Origin of the sequence: Massilia rhizosphaerae (genome assembly GCF_016093545.1) — a bacterium.
Taxonomy (GTDB): Bacteria; Pseudomonadota; Gammaproteobacteria; order Burkholderiales; family Burkholderiaceae_D; genus Telluria; species Telluria rhizosphaerae.
In genome coordinates, this window is sequence record NZ_JADKYX010000024.1 from 52,872 (window position 1) to 68,236 (window position 15,365).

The window sequence follows — 15,365 nt, forward strand, 5'->3', positions numbered from 1 at the left end:
GAGGGGAGCGTTCGAATGCTTGCGCAACAGCTGATTCGTGATGGAGACCTGGCCGGCGCACTCGCCGCGCTGCAGGATGCGGTGCGCAAGAACAGCGCCGACCCGAAACTGCGCGTGTTCCTGTTCCAGTTGCTGTCCGTGCTGGGCCAGTGGAACCGCGCCCTGACGCAACTGAAAGTGGCGGGCGAACTGGATGCCGGCGCGCTGCCGATGGTGCAGACCTATCGCGAGGCGATCCAGTGCGAGGCCCTGCGCGCCGAGATCTTTGCCGGTCGCCGCGCGCCCGTGATCTTCGGCGAGCCGCAGCCCTGGATGGCGCAGCTGGCCGAAGCCCTGAAGCTGGACGCCGCCGACCCCGCCGCCGCGGCCGAACTGCGCGCCGCCGCGTTCGACGCGGCACCGGCGTTTCCCGGCGCCATCGACGACACGCGCTTCGACTGGCTGGCCGACGCCGACGGCCGCCTCGGCCCCGTGCTGGAAGCGATCGTCAACGGCCGCTACGTATGGGTGCCGTTCATGCGCATCGCGCGCATCGAGATCGAACCGCCGGCCGACCTGCGCGACGCCGTCTGGACGGCCGCCAACTTCACGTGGTCCAACGGCGCCCAGACCGTGGGCCTGATCCCGACCCGCTACCCGGGCAGCGTCGACGCGAGCGACGACGCCTTGAAACTGGCGCGCAAGACCGAGTGGACCGGCGACCATCCGCTCGGCCAGCGCATGTTCACCAGCGGCGAGGCCGACTATCCGCTGATGGACGCGCGCCTGATCGAATTCGACCTGAACGACAGTACCGGCGACCATGGCTGAACTGGCACCGCGCGAGCGCCTGCAACCTTCGCTGCTCGACCGACTCACCGACGATGAACCCGACCAGGAGGTCGAGTCGCGCGAACGGCGCGTGTTGTCGGTGCGCGGCCTGCGCGAAGGCGTGCTGCGCGACCTCGCGTGGTTGCTGAACACGACCAACCTGCTGTCGGTCTCCGACGTGCCGCGCCTGCCGCACCTGGCGAACTCCGTCCTCAACTACGGCATGCCGGACATGTCCGGGGCATCGCTGGCGAACATGAGCGCGGCCGACCTGGAACGCGCGATCCGCCAGGCCATCTGGGATTTCGAACCGCGCCTGATCCGCTCCTCCGTGTCGGTCAAGGTCGTGCCGCAGCAGGAATCGATCAGCAAGATCATGTTCGAGATCCAGGCCGACATGTGGGCCCAGCCTTACCCGGAACGGCTGTTCCTCAAGACCGAGCTCGATCTCGATCTGGCCCAGATCAGCCTCACCGAATTCGCCGGCGCACGGACATGACCAATCCACGCCTGCTTCGCTACTACAGCCAGGAGCTGCAGCACCTGCGCGAGATGGGCGGCGAATTCGCGGCCCAGTACCCGAAGATCGCCGGCCGCCTGGGGCTCGAAGGCTTCGAGTGCGCCGACCCGTACGTCGAGCGCCTGCTGGAAGGTTTCGCCTTCATGGCCGCGCGGGTGCAGCTGAAGATCGACGCCGAGTTCCCGCGCTTCACCCAGCACCTGTCCGAACTCGTCTACCCGCACTTCCTCGCGCCGACGCCGTCGATGGCGATCGTGCAGGTGCAGCCCGACCTCGGCAACCCGGCGCTGAACGCCGGCTATCGCATCGCGCGCGGCGCCCCGATGCGCAGCGTCCTCGGCAAGGACGACGTCACCGCCTGCGAATACCGCACGGCGCATGAGCTGACCCTGTGGCCGATCGAGCTCGTCGAGGCGAAATTCTTCACGCACGGCGGCCGCATCGAAGGCGTCGACGCGCGCCTGCCCGCGAACGTGAAGGCGGGCCTGCGCCTGCGCCTGCGCACGACCAACGGCGCGCCGTTTTCCAAGCTGGCCCTGGACCGCCTGACGCTGCACCTGCGCGGCAGCGACGAGATGCCCGGCCAGATCTACGAAAAACTGCTGGGCGCCACCGTCGGCGTGCTCGTGCTGCCGGGCAGCCGCCAGGGCCGCCATACCCTGTTGCCGCAGACGGCGCTGCGCCCGCGCGGCTTTGCCGAAGAGGATGCGTTGCTGCCCAGCGGCCAGCGCAGCTTCCAGGGCTACCGCCTGCTGCAGGAATACTTCGCGTTCGCGCAGCGCTTCCTGTTCGTCGAGCTGGCCGGCCTGAAGACCGCAGTGGCCGCGTGCGCGGAGCAGGAGATCGAGATCGTCGTGCTGCTGTCGCGCGGCGACGCGCGCCTGGAACAGTCGCTCGACCACAGCAATTTCGCACTGAATTGCACGCCCGTCGTGAACCTGTTCCAGCGCCGCGCCGACCGCATCAACCTGTCCGGCGACCAGTTCGAATACCACGTGCTGCCCGATCGCACCCGTCCCATGGACTTCGAGGTGCACCAGGTCGAGAGCGTGACCGGCTACGGCACCGGCGCCGACGCCGAACAGGAATTCCACCCGCTGTACAGCGCGCGCGACCTCGGCGAAACCACGCTGTCCGGCCAGGCGTTCTACCAGATCCGGCGCGAGCCGCGCCTGTTGTCGCAGCGCCAGCGCCAGCGCGGGCCGCGCTCCTCGTACATCGGCAGCGAGACGTTCATCACGCTCGTCGACGCCCAGGAGGCGCCGTACCGCCACGACCTGCGCCAGCTCGGCCTCGTCGTGTGGTGCACGAACCGCGACCTGCCGCTGGCGATGCCGCTCGGCGTCGGCAAGACCGACTTCATCCTCGAGCAGGGCGGACCGGTGCAGTCGGTGCGCGTGCTGGGCGGTCCGAGCCAGCCTTTCCCCTCGTTCGCCGAGGGCGGCATGGCGTGGCGCCTGATCAACCAGCTGTCGCTGAACTATCTGTCGCTGGCGGACACCGATCCCGACCAGGGCGCGTCGGCCCTGCGCGAACTGCTCGCGCTGTACTGCCATCCGCTCGACGTGGCGAGCCAGCGCCAGGTCGAGGGCGTGCGCTCCGTGTCGGCGCGACCGATCACGCGGCGCATGCCGGCGCCGGGCGCCATCACGTTCGGGCGCGGCCTGGAGATCACGGTGACCATGGACGACGGCGCGTTCGAGGGCGCCGGCGCCTTCGTGCTGGGCGGCGTTTTGAGCCACTTCTTCGCGCAGTACGTATCGATCAATTCGTTCACCGAGACCGTTGTGCGCACCGTCGGCCGCGGCGAAATCATGCGCTGGAAGGCGCGCGAGGGCGTATGCGCGATCCTGTAGACGTCGAGCGCCAGCTGGGCGAAGCTGCGGCGGCCATGGACTTCTTCCAGGCCCTGCGCCTGCTGGAGAACGCGCACCCGGACAAGCCGCGCATCGGCGCGTCGCTGCGCCCGCGCGACGACGCCGTGCGCTTCGGACGCGACCCGTCGCTCGGCTTCGAGCCCGGCGCCCTGGCCGGCTTTACGCCCGCGACCGGTGCGGTGAAAGCGCGCCTCGCCGTCAACTTCTTCGGGCTGTTCGGCGCCAACGGCCCGCTGCCGCTGCACCTGACGGAATATGCGCGCGACCGTGCCCGTAACCACGGCGACCACACGATGGTCGCGTTCCTCGACGTGTTCCACCACCGGATGGTGTCGCTGTTCTACCGCGCCCGCGCCGCGGCCGACCCGGCCCTCAGCGTGGACCGGCCGGACAGCGACCGCTTCGCCGAGTACGTGGGCAGCCTGTTCGGCATCGGCACCCCGACCATGCGCGGGCGCGACGAGATCGGCGACTTCGCCAAGCTGCATTTCGCCGGCCTGATGGCCAACCAGCGCCGCCCGGCCGCGGGCCTCGTGACGATCCTGCGCGCCTACTTCAAGCTGCCCGTCGAGATCGAGCAGTTCGTCGGCCACTGGATGAAGATCCCGCTGGACGGCCAGACCCGCATCGGCATGGAAGACCGCGGCAACCGCCTCGGCACGTCGGCCGTGCTGGGGAAGAAAGTCTGGGATTGCCAGCACAAGTTCCGCCTGGTGATCGGCCCGCTCGACTACGACGATTACGAACGCATGCTGCCCGGCGGCGCCAGCATGGTGCGCCTCGTCGATTGGGTGAAAAGCTATGCCGGCACGGTGCTCGACTGGGACGTGCGCCTGGTGCTCAAGCGCCCCGAGATTCCCCCCCTGAAGCTGGGCAGCCAAAAGCTCGGCTGGACCACCTATCTCGCGAGCGGCCCGGCCGCGCGCGACGCCCGTCAACTCTTGATCAACCCGACCGCCCGCCAGGGCTGACCCCACGCGAAAGAACCGATCATGGCCGAAATCTCCCGTGTCGCACTGTTTGGAAAACTCAACGCGCTGTGCTACCGCGCGATCGAAAGCAGTACGGTGTTCTGCAAGCTGCGCGGCAACCCGTACGTGGAGATGGTCCACTGGGTGCACCAGATCCTGCAACTGCAGGACTCCGACCTGCACCGCATCATCCGCCACTACGAGCTGGACGCGGCCGTGCTGGCGCGCGACATCACGGCCGCGCTGGACCGCCTGCCGCGCGGCGCCACGTCGGTGACGGACCTGTCGTCGCAGCTGGAAGAGACGGTGGAACGCGCGTGGGTGTACGGCACGCTGATGTTCGGCGAATCGTCGGTACGCAGCGGCCACCTGGTGTTCGGCATGCTCAAGACCTCGAACCTGCGCAACGCGCTGTACGCGATCAGCCGCCAGTTCGAGCGCGTCAAGGCCGATGACCTGTCGGATCGCTTCGGCACCTTGCTGAAGGATTCGCCGGAAGCGAAGCTGGGCGCCAGCGACGGCTTCCAGGCCGCCGCCCCCGGCGAGGAATCCGGCGCCATCGCGCCGGCGCAGATGGGCAAGCAGGAAGCGCTGAAGAAGTTCACCGTCGACCTGACGGAGCAGGCGAGAAGCGGCAAGATGGATCCGATCGTCGGCCGCGACGACGAGATCCGGCAGATGGTCGACATCCTGATGCGCCGCCGCCAGAACAACCCGATCATGATCGGCGAGGCCGGCGTCGGCAAGACGGCCGTCGTGGAAGGTTTTGCCCAGCGCATCGCGCGCGGCGACGTGCCGCCCGCGCTGAAGGAAGTGCAGCTGCTGGCGCTGGACGTGGGCCTGCTGCAGGCCGGCGCCAGCATGAAGGGCGAGTTCGAGCAGCGCCTGCGTTCCGTCATCGACGAAGTGCAGGCCAGCGAAAAGCCCATCATCCTGTTCATCGACGAGACCCATACGCTGGTCGGCGCCGGCGGCGCGGCCGGCACGGGCGACGCGGCCAACCTGCTGAAACCGGCGCTGGCACGCGGCACCTTGCGCACGATCGGCGCGACCACGTTCGCCGAGTACAAGAAGCACATCGAGAAGGACCCGGCGCTGACTCGCCGCTTCCAGAGCATCCAGGTGGACGAGCCGAGCGAGGAGCGGGCGATCCGCATGATGCGCGGCGTGGCGTCGACGATGGAAAAACACCACAAGGTGCAGATCCTCGACGAAGCGCTGGAAGCGGCCGTGCGCCTGTCGCACCGCTACATCCCGGCGCGCCAGCTGCCGGATAAATCGGTGAGCCTGATCGACACGGCGTGCGCGCGCGTGGCCGTGAGCCTGCACGCGACGCCGGCCGAGGTGGACGACAGCCGCAAGCGCATCGAGGCGCTGAACGTGGAGATGGAGATCATCCGCCGCGAAGGCGCGATCGGCATCGAGGTGGCCGCGCGCGCCCACGAGACGGAAGCCGCGCTGGCCGCCGAGAAGGACCGCCTGGCCGGCCTGGAAGCGCGCTGGAACGAGGAGCGCGCGCTCGTCGACGAGCTGCTGGCGTTGCGCGCGCAGCTGCGCGACGGCGCCCAGCCGGTCGAAGGCACGGGCTCCAAACTGGAAGCGGCGGCCGACTCGACGCCGCCGCAGGACGACGCCACGCGCGCCGCGCTGAAGGAACAGCTGCAGGCCGTGCAGGCGAAGCTGACCGCGCTGCAGGGCGAGACTCCGCTGATCCTGCCGACCGTCGACTACCAGGCCGTGGCGGCCGTCGTCGGCGACTGGACCGGCATCCCGGTCGGCCGCATGGCGAAGAACGAGATGGAGACGATTCTCAACATCGCGTCCACCCTGAGCCAGCGCGTGATCGGCCAGGACCACGCGATGGAGATGATCGCCAAGCGCATCCAGACGTCGCGCGCGGGCCTGGACAATCCGAACAAGCCGATCGGCGTGTTCATGCTGGCCGGTACGTCCGGCGTGGGCAAGACGGAAACGGCGCTGGCGCTGGCCGAGGCGTTGTACGGCGGCGAGCAGAATCTCATCACCATCAACATGAGCGAGTATCAGGAAGCGCACACGGTGTCCACGCTGAAGGGCGCGCCGCCGGGCTACGTCGGCTACGGCGAGGGCGGCGTGCTGACGGAGGCCGTGCGCCGCCGGCCGTATTCCGTCGTGCTGCTCGACGAAGTGGAAAAGGCGCACCCGGACGTGCACGAGATGTTCTTCCAGGTCTTCGACAAAGGCTTCATGGAAGACGGCGAGGGCCGCTTCATCGATTTCAAGAACACGCTGATCATCCTGACGACGAACGCCGGCACGGACCTGATCGCGGGCCTGTGCAAGGACCCGGACCTGATGCCCGATCCGGAAGGCATGGCCGGCGCCCTGCGCGCGCCGCTGCTGAAGGTGTTCCCGCCGGCGCTGCTGGGCCGCATCGTGACGATCCCGTACTATCCGCTGTCGGACGACATGCTGGGCAAGATCGTCAAGCTGCAACTCAACCGCATCAAGAAGCGCGTGGAGGCGCGCTACAAGATTCCGTTCGAGTACGGCGAGGACGTGGTCAAGCTGGTCGTGTCGCGCTGCACCGAGAGCGAATCGGGCGGCCGCATGATCGACGCGATCCTGACCAATACGATGCTGCCGGACGTGTCGAAAGAGTTCCTGGCGCGGATGATGGATGGGAAGCCCGTCGAGCGCGTGCAGGTCGGCGTCGCCGACGGGAATTTCCAGTACGTGTTTTGAACCACTCGACTTAACTGAAACGGAATCGGACCATGAGTTTGGGACATCAGGAAGAATATAACTGGGGCGCCAACGCGAACTGCTACGCGTTTGCCTGCAATTGCCAGCATCCGGCAGTGGGCAATCCGCCGCGCACGGCGCGTCCCGGCGTGGCCGGCGGCCAGCCGGTGCAGAACAACGGCAATGTCGCGCAACTGATCGCCGGCGTGCTCGCCGACGGCGGCCATCTGGTCCAGCAGCTGGGCGGCGATCCGTCGGCGTTGCCGATCGTGCCCGCCAACAGCTATCTGGTCGCGATGCTGACGAATGCGGGCGGCTTCCACTTCATGAAGCGCGACGAACTGACCCGGCGCTGGAGTTGGAAGGACGCGAACCACGGTTCGGTGAAGCTCAACGTCCTGCACTTCCCGACCGATCATTACGTGTACGTGAACGACGCCAACCTGAACGACATCCTGGTCACCCACCGCGGCAACTATGTGTGGGCGTATAACCAGATGACGTTCCAGACCTTTTTTGCGGTGTCCAACGGCGGCTTTCCCGTCGCCGGGTGATTTCTAACGAAACGAAAGGGGAACGATCATGCTGTCACCTATTCTTGTCGGCCACATCGCGAACTGGGCCAACGCAGGTTTTCCATGCGTGAAGGAGTTGTTCGTCTATCGTTACCAGGCGGCGTACCCGAATACCTTCGTGAAGATCTGGGTCACGGCGACTGTCGGCGGCGTGGTGCGTCCATGGGTGTGCCAGGACGTCCATTACGACAATGCCGGCGCCCTGCAGGCATTGGGCGGCTTCTGGCTCCAGGGCCATCACGGCGCCGCGAACCCGGAACAGGAGTGGCAAAACCACCCGGCGTCGCCGATGCGCGCGCAGCTGTACAACGATATCGTCGCGGTCGTGCCGGCCAATGCACCGGACAAGAGGACCAGCTTGAACTGGACGACCGTGATGGAATTCCTGAACCATATCGACGTGCAGGCGCCGGTGTCCGGCTGACGGCGCCGAGGACGACGCCATGCCAAACCAAGTGTCGATGGGCGCCATGATGACGTGTACTTTCGGTGCCGCGCCGTCTTCGCTCGTGGTCCTGCCGAAGAACAAGGTGCTGGCGGAGGGTCCGCCGGCCGCCAACATCATGGACCACATCCCGCTCGTGAACATCATGCCGTTCGGGGTGTGCAACTCGCCCGCCAACCCGACCGTGGCCGCCGCCACGGCCGCGGCGCTGGGCGTGCTCACGCCCATGCCGTGCGTGCCGGCGACGTCCGCGCCGTGGGTGCCGGGTGCACCGACGGTCCTCATCTCCAACATGCCGGCGCTCGACAACGTCTCCAAGTGCATGTGCAACTGGGGCGGCGTGATCGGCTTCACGAATGCCGGCACCGTCAAGACCATGATCCCTTAACCTAGCCAGCCTGTTTTCGCATGCCCATCCTGCCCACCCAGACCCACCGCGAAGTCGCCGTCAAGACCACCCTCGGCGACGACGTGCTGCTGTTCAAGCGCATGCAATGCAGCGAGGCGCTGGGCCGCCTGTTCGAATTCCACATCGAGCTGGCGTCCGAGCGGAGCGACGTCAAGATCGCCGACGTCCTCGGCAAGGGCATGACCGTGAGCCTCGACCTGCCGCAGGGCGGGAAGCGCCACTTCCACGGCATCGTGACGCGGTTCGCCTACCAGGGCTGGCGCGACGGCAAGCCGGCCTATCTCGCGGTCGTGCATCCGAGCCTGTGGCTGCTGACGCGCGCGACCAACTGCCGCATCTTCCAGGAGAAGAGCGCGATCGACATCGTCAAGGCCGTCACCGGCGCGTACGGCGTGGCGATCGAATTGGACGAGCGCATGTTGTCGGGCACGCCGGCGGTGCGCGAATACTGCGTGCAGTACCGCGAAAGCGACTTCAATTTCGTCTGCCGCCTGCTGGAGGAAGAGGGCATCTACTTCTACTTCACGCACGCGGAAGACAAGCACACGATGGTGCTGGCCGACGGCTACGGCGCGCACGCCACCGCGAGCGGCTACGACACCATCCCGTTCCGCGACGAGGAAACCGCGCGCGACGCGCTGGAGGAAGCCGTGACGCGCTTCCATCCGAGCGGCGAGATCGCGCCGAGCGTGATGGTGCTGAACGACTTCGATTTCGAGAAGGCCTCGTCCAGCGTCGATGGCGGCCTGCTGGTCAAGTCCACGGTGCCGGCGCCGTTCGGGCAGAAGAGTTACGAACACTACGACTACCCCGGGCGCTACCTCGTGACGGATACGGGCAACACGTTCGCGCGCGGCCGCATGGAGGCGCTGCACGGGCAGGGCGAACGCATCGACGCGGAAGGAAATGCGCGCGGGCTGACGACGGGCGCGCTGTTCACGCTGGCCGAGCATCCGCGCGACGACCAGAATCGCGTCTTCCTGGTCACGTCCGCCGAGACGGACATCACGGGCACCGATTACCGCTCCGACGGGGGCGCCGGCGGGCCCGATTTCCGCTGCCGGTTCCAGGCGATCGGCAAGGAGCACAGCTACCGCGCGCCGGCCACGGCGCGCAAGCCGTTCGTGCAGGGACCGCAGACGGCGATGGTCGTCGGCAAGTCGGGCGAGGAGATCTGGACCGACAAGTACGGCCGCATCAAGGTGCAATTCCACTGGGACCGCGACGGCAAGAGCGACGAGGCCAGTTCGTGCTGGGTGCGCGTGCAGCAGGGCTGGGCCGGCAAGGGCTGGGGCATGATGTTCGTGCCGCGCATCGGCATGGAAGTCGTCGTCACCTTCCTGGAGGGCGACCCGGACCGGCCGCTCGTCACGGGCTGCGTCTACAACAGCGACAGCATGCCGCCGTACACGCTGCCGGACGAGCAGACCAAATCGACCGTCAAGTCGAACACGTCCAAGGGCGGCAACGGCTTCAACGAGATCCGCTTCGAGGACAAGAAGGACAGCGAGGAAATCTTCGTCCAGGCCGAGAAGGATTTCAACCGCGTCGTGAAGAACAACGACACGCTCAAGGTCGGCTTCGAGAAGAAGGACAAGGGCGACCAGACCATCCAGATCGCCAACGACCAGAGCCTCGACGTCGGCAACGACCGCAAGGTGCACGTGACGAACGACCAGACGGTCGCCATCGACAACAACCTGTCCACGACGGTCAAGAACGACGAGACGCGCAAGGTCGAGAACAACCAGACCCTGAACATCACCAATGACCGCAAGCTCGACGTGGGCGGCGACCAGACCACGGCCATCACCGGCAACCATAAGGTGTCGGTCACGGGCGACCAGAAGGTGACCGTGTCGAAGACCATCGTCATGGAGGCCACCACGTCGATCGAGCTGAAGGTCGGCGGCAGCAGCATCAAGATCGAGGCGGCCAAGATCACGATCAAGTCGCCGGAAATCGCGGTGCAGTCCGACGCCAACACGGAGATCAAGGCCGGCGCGATGATGACGGTGAAGTCCGGCGCCATCATGACCATCGAAGGCGCGCTCGTGAAGATCAATTGAGAAAGCCATGCGTATCCGTTTCCGTACTCGTATCCTGTTCGCCTGCCTGACGCTGGCCGCCGCGACGCTCCGGGCCGAGGAACCTGCCGCGGCCGAGGGCGCGCCGGCCGCACAGGCGCAGTCCGCGCAGCGCGCGGTGCTGACGGTCGCCGACCAGCCGCTGCGCCTGATCCGCGGCGCGGCGGTCTACCGGGCCGGCAGCGGCGTCGCCGTGCAGAAGGACGACATCCTCGAAACCGCGGACGTCGGCGCGCAGGTCGAAGCCGGCGCCGGCGCCATCGTGGCCCTCGGCCCGCACAGCCGCGCGCTCGTGGCGAGCCTGGCGGTGGATGGCAAGTCGCCGGTCGAGATGGAGCTGCTGCAGGGCTGGATCAAGGTGTACGCGAAGGGCCGCCGCGCGGTCGTCGTCACGCCCGCGCTGCAGGTGACGCTGGCGTCCGGCTCGACGATCGTGCACGCGGGCGGCGACCTGGATGCCGTGTTCGCGGAAGAGGGCGACCAGCAGGTGGCGCGCGTGGACGACAAGGGCCGGGCGGGCCCCGCGCTCAAGCTGGCCGTCGAACAGTATGCCGGCGTCGAAGCCGGCAAGCCGCGCCTGGCGCCGGGCCGGCCGCCGCATGCGTTCGTGAGCGCGTTGCCGCCGTCCTTCCGCGACCATCTGGCGCCGGCGCCGGACGTGAAAAACCCCGGAAAGGTGGCGCCGACCAGGGAACGCGAAGCCGATTTCGCCGACGTCGACGACTGGCTGGCGTCGACGCTGCCGGCGCGCCGGCGCTTCGTCGCGCGTTTCAAACCGCGCTTGTCCGATCCGGACTTCCGCAAGGCGCTCGACCGCGCGCTCGGCCGCAGCCCCGAGTGGAAACCGGTGCTGCATCCGGCCAAGGCGTCCGACGGTTCGCTGTTCTGACGCCGGGCCACACAGAATTCAATCAGGAGAACACATCATGAAACTTTCGATCGCCGCCAAATTCAACCTGGTGTTCGTGTCGATCTTCGCCGTCGGCTTCCTCGCCGCCGGCGTCGTCGCCGACCGCCTGCTCAAGCAGAGCGCGCGCGAGGAAACCCTGCAGAACGCGCGCCTGCTGCTGGAAGCGGCCAAGAGCGTGCGCGGCTACACCGCGAGCCAGATCCAGCCGCTGCTCAAGAACCAGATGAAATTCGAGTTCCACCCGCAGTCGGTGCCGTCGTATTCCGCCGTTGAAAACCTCAACGTGATCCTCAAGTCCTACCCCGACTTCGCGTACAAGGAGGCGACGCTGAATCCGACCAACCTGCGCGACAAGGCGTCGGACTGGGAGGTGGACGTCATCCAGACCCTGCGCAACAAGCCGGACATGAAGGAATTCGTCGGCGAGCGCGACACCGCGACTGGCCACAGCCTGTACATCGCGCGCCCGCTGCAGATCAAGGACCCGGTCTGCCTGAGCTGCCACACGACGGCCAACGAGGCGCCGAAGACCATGGTCGACATCTACGGCCCGAACAACGGCTTCGGCTGGAAGCTGAACGAAGTGGTGGGCGCCCAGGTGATCTCGGTGCCGATGGCCGTGCCGCTGGCGCGCGCCAACTCGATTTTCAAGACCTTCATGCTGTCGCTGTTCGGCGTGTTCGTCGCCGTCTTCATCGCGCTCAACGTGATGGTGCACCTGTTCGTCACGCGCCGCATCAAGCGCCTGGCGCTCGTCGCCGACGACGTCAGCATGGGCAAGTTCGAGGCCGACGAATTCGACGTCAAGGGCAACGACGAGATCAGCGGCCTGGGTCGCTCGTTCAACCGCATGCGTACGAGCTTGAATAGCGCACTCAAGATGCTGGAAGAGTAAGGCAAGGCAGGACAATGGCAACGATCGACAGGATAGGCAAGTACCGCATCGACGGCGTGCTGGGCAGCGGCGCCATGGGTGTGGTGTACAAGGCGTTCGACGCCGACATCGCGCGCACGGTCGCGCTCAAGACGATCCGGCACGAACTGCTGGACGGCCTGCAGGAAGCGGACATCGTCGCGCGCTTCCGCAACGAGGCGCAGGCCTCGGGACGCCTCGTGCACCCGAACATCGTGGCCGTGTACGACTTCGGCGCGTATGGCGACACGACGTACATCGCGATGGAATACGTGGACGGCACGCCGCTGAACGCCTTCCTCGTCAAGGACGTGCCGATGGACCTCGCGGCCAGCATCACCTGCATCACGCAGCTGCTGCGCGCGCTCGACTACGCGCATGCGCGCGGCGTCGTCCATCGCGACATCAAGCCGGCCAACATCCTCATCACGGCCGACGCGCAGGTCAAGATCACCGACTTCGGCATCGCCAAGATCGAGTCCTCGACGCTGACGCAGGTGGGCGCCGTGATCGGCACGCCGAGCTACATGTCGCCCGAACAGTTCAAGGGCGAGACCGTCGACGGCCGCTCCGACCTGTTCGCCGTCGGCATCGTGCTGTACCAGATGCTGACGGGCGTGCGGCCGTTTTCCGGGCCGGCGTCGACCGTCATGCACCAGATCATCCACGAGACGCCGCCGCGCCCCAGCGAGCGCCAGCCGGCGCTGAATCCGGCCTTCGACACGGTGCTCGCCAAGGCCATGGCCAAGCGCCTCGAAGACCGCTACCCGAGCGCGCAAGCCTTCCTGGATGCGCTGAGCGCCGCGTACATGCAGCAGACGGGCGGCGTGCCGCTCACCGACGAGGACAACGAACGGACGGTGCTCGCGTTCCAGCGGCCCGCCGTCCCGGAACCGGCGCGCCCCGCGCACCCGGCCGGCGTGTCGCAGCACGGCAGCAGCGTGCCCGCCGCCACGGGCAGCGCGTCCGGCCTCACGGCCAGCGCGCCGGACTGGCTGCAGGGCCTCGCGCCCGAGCTGCAGACCGCGCTGTCGACGCAGATCGGCCCCGTCGCGAAACTGGTCCTCAAGAACGCCGCGCGCGACGCCGCCGACCTGGACGACTTGTGCGACAAGCTGATGCCGCACATCGGCTCGGACGCGGGCCGCGCGCAATTCCAGGAACGCGTCCGCGACATCAAGAAGAAGCACGGCCTGTCCACGCTGTCCACGATGAGCGGCCGCAGCCAGACGGGCACCGGCAAGCCGGCCACGCAGCTGACGCAGATGACGGGCATGCCCACGCTGCTGCAACTGAGCCCCGAGCTGATGGAGGCCGCGCAGATGAAGCTTGCGGTCTACGTCGGCCCCATCGCGAAAGTGCTGGCCAAGCGCGCCTCCAAGATGACGGGGAACGTCGACGAGTTCTATCGGCTGCTGGCCGAGAACCTGCCGGATCCGCAGGAACGGGCACGCTTCCTCAAGGACGTGGCCAAGGGCTGAGGGCTGGGTTCCGACAACATGCAACTGTATAATCGTTCGACTACCCCAGGACTCCCATGCCCATCATTCTGAGCGTCTACACGTACCGCAACGCGGCGCCGGCACAGGCGCTGACGCGGCGCTTCGACCGCCTGGGCGGCGCGATCGGACGCGCGCCCGGCAATGACCTGGTCCTCGACGATCCCGGTAAATACATCTCGCGCCTGCATGCGCGCGTCGAGTACCGCGACGACGCCTTCTGGCTCGTCGACGTCGGCAGCAACCCGAGCCTCGTGAACGACCGCCCCGTCGGCGCCGGCCGCTCGGTCCAGCTGGAAGACGGCGACCGCGTCACCATCGGCGATTATCAACTGCTCGCGAGCGTGGAGAGCGAGGCGACGGCGTTCATGCCCGCCGCACCCGCGCCGCTGCCGCCGTCGCCGCTGCAGGTGGAACCGGCGCCGGCCGCCGTCGCGACCGAACTGCCCGTGAATCCGGACGATTCGCTGGCCAGCGCCGGCATCCTGGACGTGGGCGGCGATCCGCTCAATCCCAGCTTCGATCCGCTCGGCCTGAACCTGTTCGGCAGCCCGGCGCCGGCCGCCGCGCCGAGCGTGCCGGCGTGGCGCGGCGCCGAGAGCGACCACGTGCCGCCGGAGCAGCTGCCGTTCGCGCCGCCGCCGCACATGCCTCAGCCCGCGCCCGCGCTCAACTTCGCGCCGCCGCCCGTCGTGGCGCAGCCGCAGCCGCAAGCGGTGCCCGCGATGGCGATCCCGGACGATTACGATCCGCTGGCCGACTTTCTGCCGCCGCGCGTGCAGGCGGCGGCGCCGCCCGCTCCGGCTCCGGCGCCCGCACCCATGCCCGCACCGGCGCCGCTGCCGCCCGCCATGCCGGCCGGGGAAGCCGAAGCGACGGCGTTCGCACCCGCCACGCCGCCCGTGATGCCCGTGCCGGCCGCGCCGCCTCCCGTCGCCGAACCGGCGCCGGCGGCCGTGGCCCCGACTCCGACGCCGCCCCCGACCCCAGCCGCGGTCCCGCGCGCGGCCGGCGCCACGGCCGCGGACGACCCCGTGATCCAGGCCCTGATGCGCGGCCTGGGCCTGTCGGAACTGAACACGAAACGCAGCGCCGAGGAGATCGCGGAACTGGCGGGCAGCATGCTGCGCGAAGCGACGGCGGGCACGATGGGCGTGCTGATGGGCCGCGCCATGACCAAGCGCGAGAGCCGTCTGGACATGACGATGATCTCGGCCGCCGCCAACAATCCGCTGAAATTCTTCCCGGACGCCGACAGCGCCCTGACGCAGATGATCAATGGGACGATGCCGGGCTATATGCAGCCGGCGCGCGCGTTCGCCAACGCCTTCGACGACTTGAAGGCGCACGAGCTGGCGATCATGGCCGGCATGCGCGCCGCGCTGGCGGGTGTGCTCGAACGCTTCGACCCGGCCGCCATCGAGGCCCGGCTGCAAGTGCCGACCGTGATGGACAAGGTGCTCGCGGCGAACCGCAAGGCCAAGATGTGGGACCGCATGGTCGAGCTGTACACGCAGATGGCCGTCGAAGCGGACAGCGATTTCCATCGTCTGTTCGGCGAAGCCTTCGGCCAGGCCTACGAGGAACAGATCGCGCTGCTGCGCCAGGCGCGCCGCTGAACTCCC

Annotated in this window: 13 protein-coding genes; all 13 read left to right on the forward strand. The window is 67.8% G+C overall.

All coding sequences use genetic code 11. The annotated features are described in order from the left end of the window. Positions 1–15 precede the first annotated feature (15 nt). The 13 genes from ISF28_RS26385 to tagH are packed head-to-tail and all read left to right on the forward strand — an operon-like array spanning position 16 to position 15,359. Entirely contained in the window at positions 16–810 is a 795-nt protein-coding gene (locus tag ISF28_RS26385; protein WP_198120158.1) for a type VI secretion system accessory protein TagJ, read from the forward strand. Further along, positions 803–1,309, forward strand: coding sequence for a type VI secretion system baseplate subunit TssE (tssE, locus tag ISF28_RS26390; protein WP_198120159.1), 507 nt, complete (start codon positions 803–805; stop codon positions 1,307–1,309). Before ISF28_RS26385 ends, tssE begins: the two co-directional genes overlap by 8 nt. After that, entirely contained in the window at positions 1,306–3,186 is a 1,881-nt protein-coding gene (gene tssF / locus ISF28_RS26395; RefSeq protein WP_198120160.1) for a type VI secretion system baseplate subunit TssF, read from the forward strand. The genes tssE and tssF overlap by 4 nt, the downstream gene beginning before the upstream one ends. After that, a complete protein-coding gene (gene tssG / locus ISF28_RS26400) occupies positions 3,171–4,178 on the forward strand; it encodes a type VI secretion system baseplate subunit TssG (RefSeq protein WP_198120161.1) in 1,008 nt (335 codons plus the stop codon). The genes tssF and tssG overlap by 16 nt, the downstream gene beginning before the upstream one ends. A 21-nt stretch (positions 4,179–4,199) precedes the next feature. Further along, a complete protein-coding gene (tssH, locus tag ISF28_RS26405; protein WP_198120162.1) occupies positions 4,200–6,902 on the forward strand; it encodes a type VI secretion system ATPase TssH in 2,703 nt (900 codons plus the stop codon). A 32-nt stretch (positions 6,903–6,934) separates the two neighbouring features. Then, a complete protein-coding gene (locus ISF28_RS26410) occupies positions 6,935–7,456 on the forward strand; it encodes a hypothetical protein (RefSeq protein ID WP_198120163.1) in 522 nt (173 codons plus the stop codon). Positions 7,457–7,484: 28 nt separating this feature from the next. Further along, positions 7,485–7,901 (forward strand): hypothetical protein, encoded by a 417-nt coding sequence (locus ISF28_RS26415; protein WP_198120164.1) that lies wholly within the window; start codon positions 7,485–7,487, stop codon positions 7,899–7,901. A 19-nt stretch (positions 7,902–7,920) separates the two neighbouring features. Then, positions 7,921–8,310 carry a DUF4280 domain-containing protein gene (locus ISF28_RS26420; protein ID WP_198120165.1) on the forward strand — a complete coding sequence of 130 codons (390 nt, stop codon included), beginning with the start codon at positions 7,921–7,923 and terminating at the stop codon, positions 8,308–8,310. A 20-nt stretch (positions 8,311–8,330) separates the two neighbouring features. Beyond that, positions 8,331–10,400 carry a type VI secretion system Vgr family protein gene (locus ISF28_RS26425; RefSeq protein WP_198120166.1) on the forward strand — a complete coding sequence of 690 codons (2,070 nt, stop codon included), beginning with the start codon at positions 8,331–8,333 and terminating at the stop codon, positions 10,398–10,400. 7 nt (positions 10,401–10,407) lie between these two features. After that, positions 10,408–11,307 (forward strand): hypothetical protein, encoded by a 900-nt coding sequence (locus ISF28_RS26430; RefSeq protein ID WP_198120167.1) that lies wholly within the window; start codon positions 10,408–10,410, stop codon positions 11,305–11,307. Between the two features lie 37 nt (positions 11,308–11,344). Next, complete coding sequence (locus tag ISF28_RS26435; protein ID WP_198120168.1) at positions 11,345–12,223, forward strand: c-type heme family protein; 879 nt, start codon at positions 11,345–11,347, stop codon at positions 12,221–12,223. A gap of 14 nt (positions 12,224–12,237) precedes the next feature. Beyond that, complete coding sequence (locus ISF28_RS26440; protein WP_198120169.1) at positions 12,238–13,722, forward strand: serine/threonine-protein kinase; 1,485 nt, start codon at positions 12,238–12,240, stop codon at positions 13,720–13,722. 56 nt (positions 13,723–13,778) lie between these two features. Beyond that, positions 13,779–15,359 (forward strand): type VI secretion system-associated FHA domain protein TagH, encoded by a 1,581-nt coding sequence (tagH, locus tag ISF28_RS26445; RefSeq protein ID WP_198120170.1) that lies wholly within the window; start codon positions 13,779–13,781, stop codon positions 15,357–15,359. Positions 15,360–15,365: the final 6 nt, after the last annotated feature.

Coding starts and splice junctions, on each gene's coding strand:
- tssG (WP_198120161.1), top strand. CDS start 3,171: ATGCGCGATCCTGTAGACGTCGAGCGCCAGCTGGGCGAAGCTGCGGCG.
- ISF28_RS26435 (WP_198120168.1), top strand. CDS start 11,345: ATGAAACTTTCGATCGCCGCCAAATTCAACCTGGTGTTCGTGTCGATC.
- tssF (WP_198120160.1), top strand. CDS start 1,306: ATGACCAATCCACGCCTGCTTCGCTACTACAGCCAGGAGCTGCAGCAC.
- tssE (WP_198120159.1), top strand. CDS start 803: ATGGCTGAACTGGCACCGCGCGAGCGCCTGCAACCTTCGCTGCTCGAC.
- ISF28_RS26385 (WP_198120158.1), top strand. CDS start 16: ATGCTTGCGCAACAGCTGATTCGTGATGGAGACCTGGCCGGCGCACTC.
- tssH (WP_198120162.1), top strand. CDS start 4,200: ATGGCCGAAATCTCCCGTGTCGCACTGTTTGGAAAACTCAACGCGCTG.
- tagH (WP_198120170.1), top strand. CDS start 13,779: ATGCCCATCATTCTGAGCGTCTACACGTACCGCAACGCGGCGCCGGCA.
- ISF28_RS26430 (WP_198120167.1), top strand. CDS start 10,408: ATGCGTATCCGTTTCCGTACTCGTATCCTGTTCGCCTGCCTGACGCTG.
- ISF28_RS26415 (WP_198120164.1), top strand. CDS start 7,485: ATGCTGTCACCTATTCTTGTCGGCCACATCGCGAACTGGGCCAACGCA.
- ISF28_RS26410 (WP_198120163.1), top strand. CDS start 6,935: ATGAGTTTGGGACATCAGGAAGAATATAACTGGGGCGCCAACGCGAAC.
- ISF28_RS26420 (WP_198120165.1), top strand. CDS start 7,921: ATGCCAAACCAAGTGTCGATGGGCGCCATGATGACGTGTACTTTCGGT.
- ISF28_RS26440 (WP_198120169.1), top strand. CDS start 12,238: ATGGCAACGATCGACAGGATAGGCAAGTACCGCATCGACGGCGTGCTG.
- ISF28_RS26425 (WP_198120166.1), top strand. CDS start 8,331: ATGCCCATCCTGCCCACCCAGACCCACCGCGAAGTCGCCGTCAAGACC.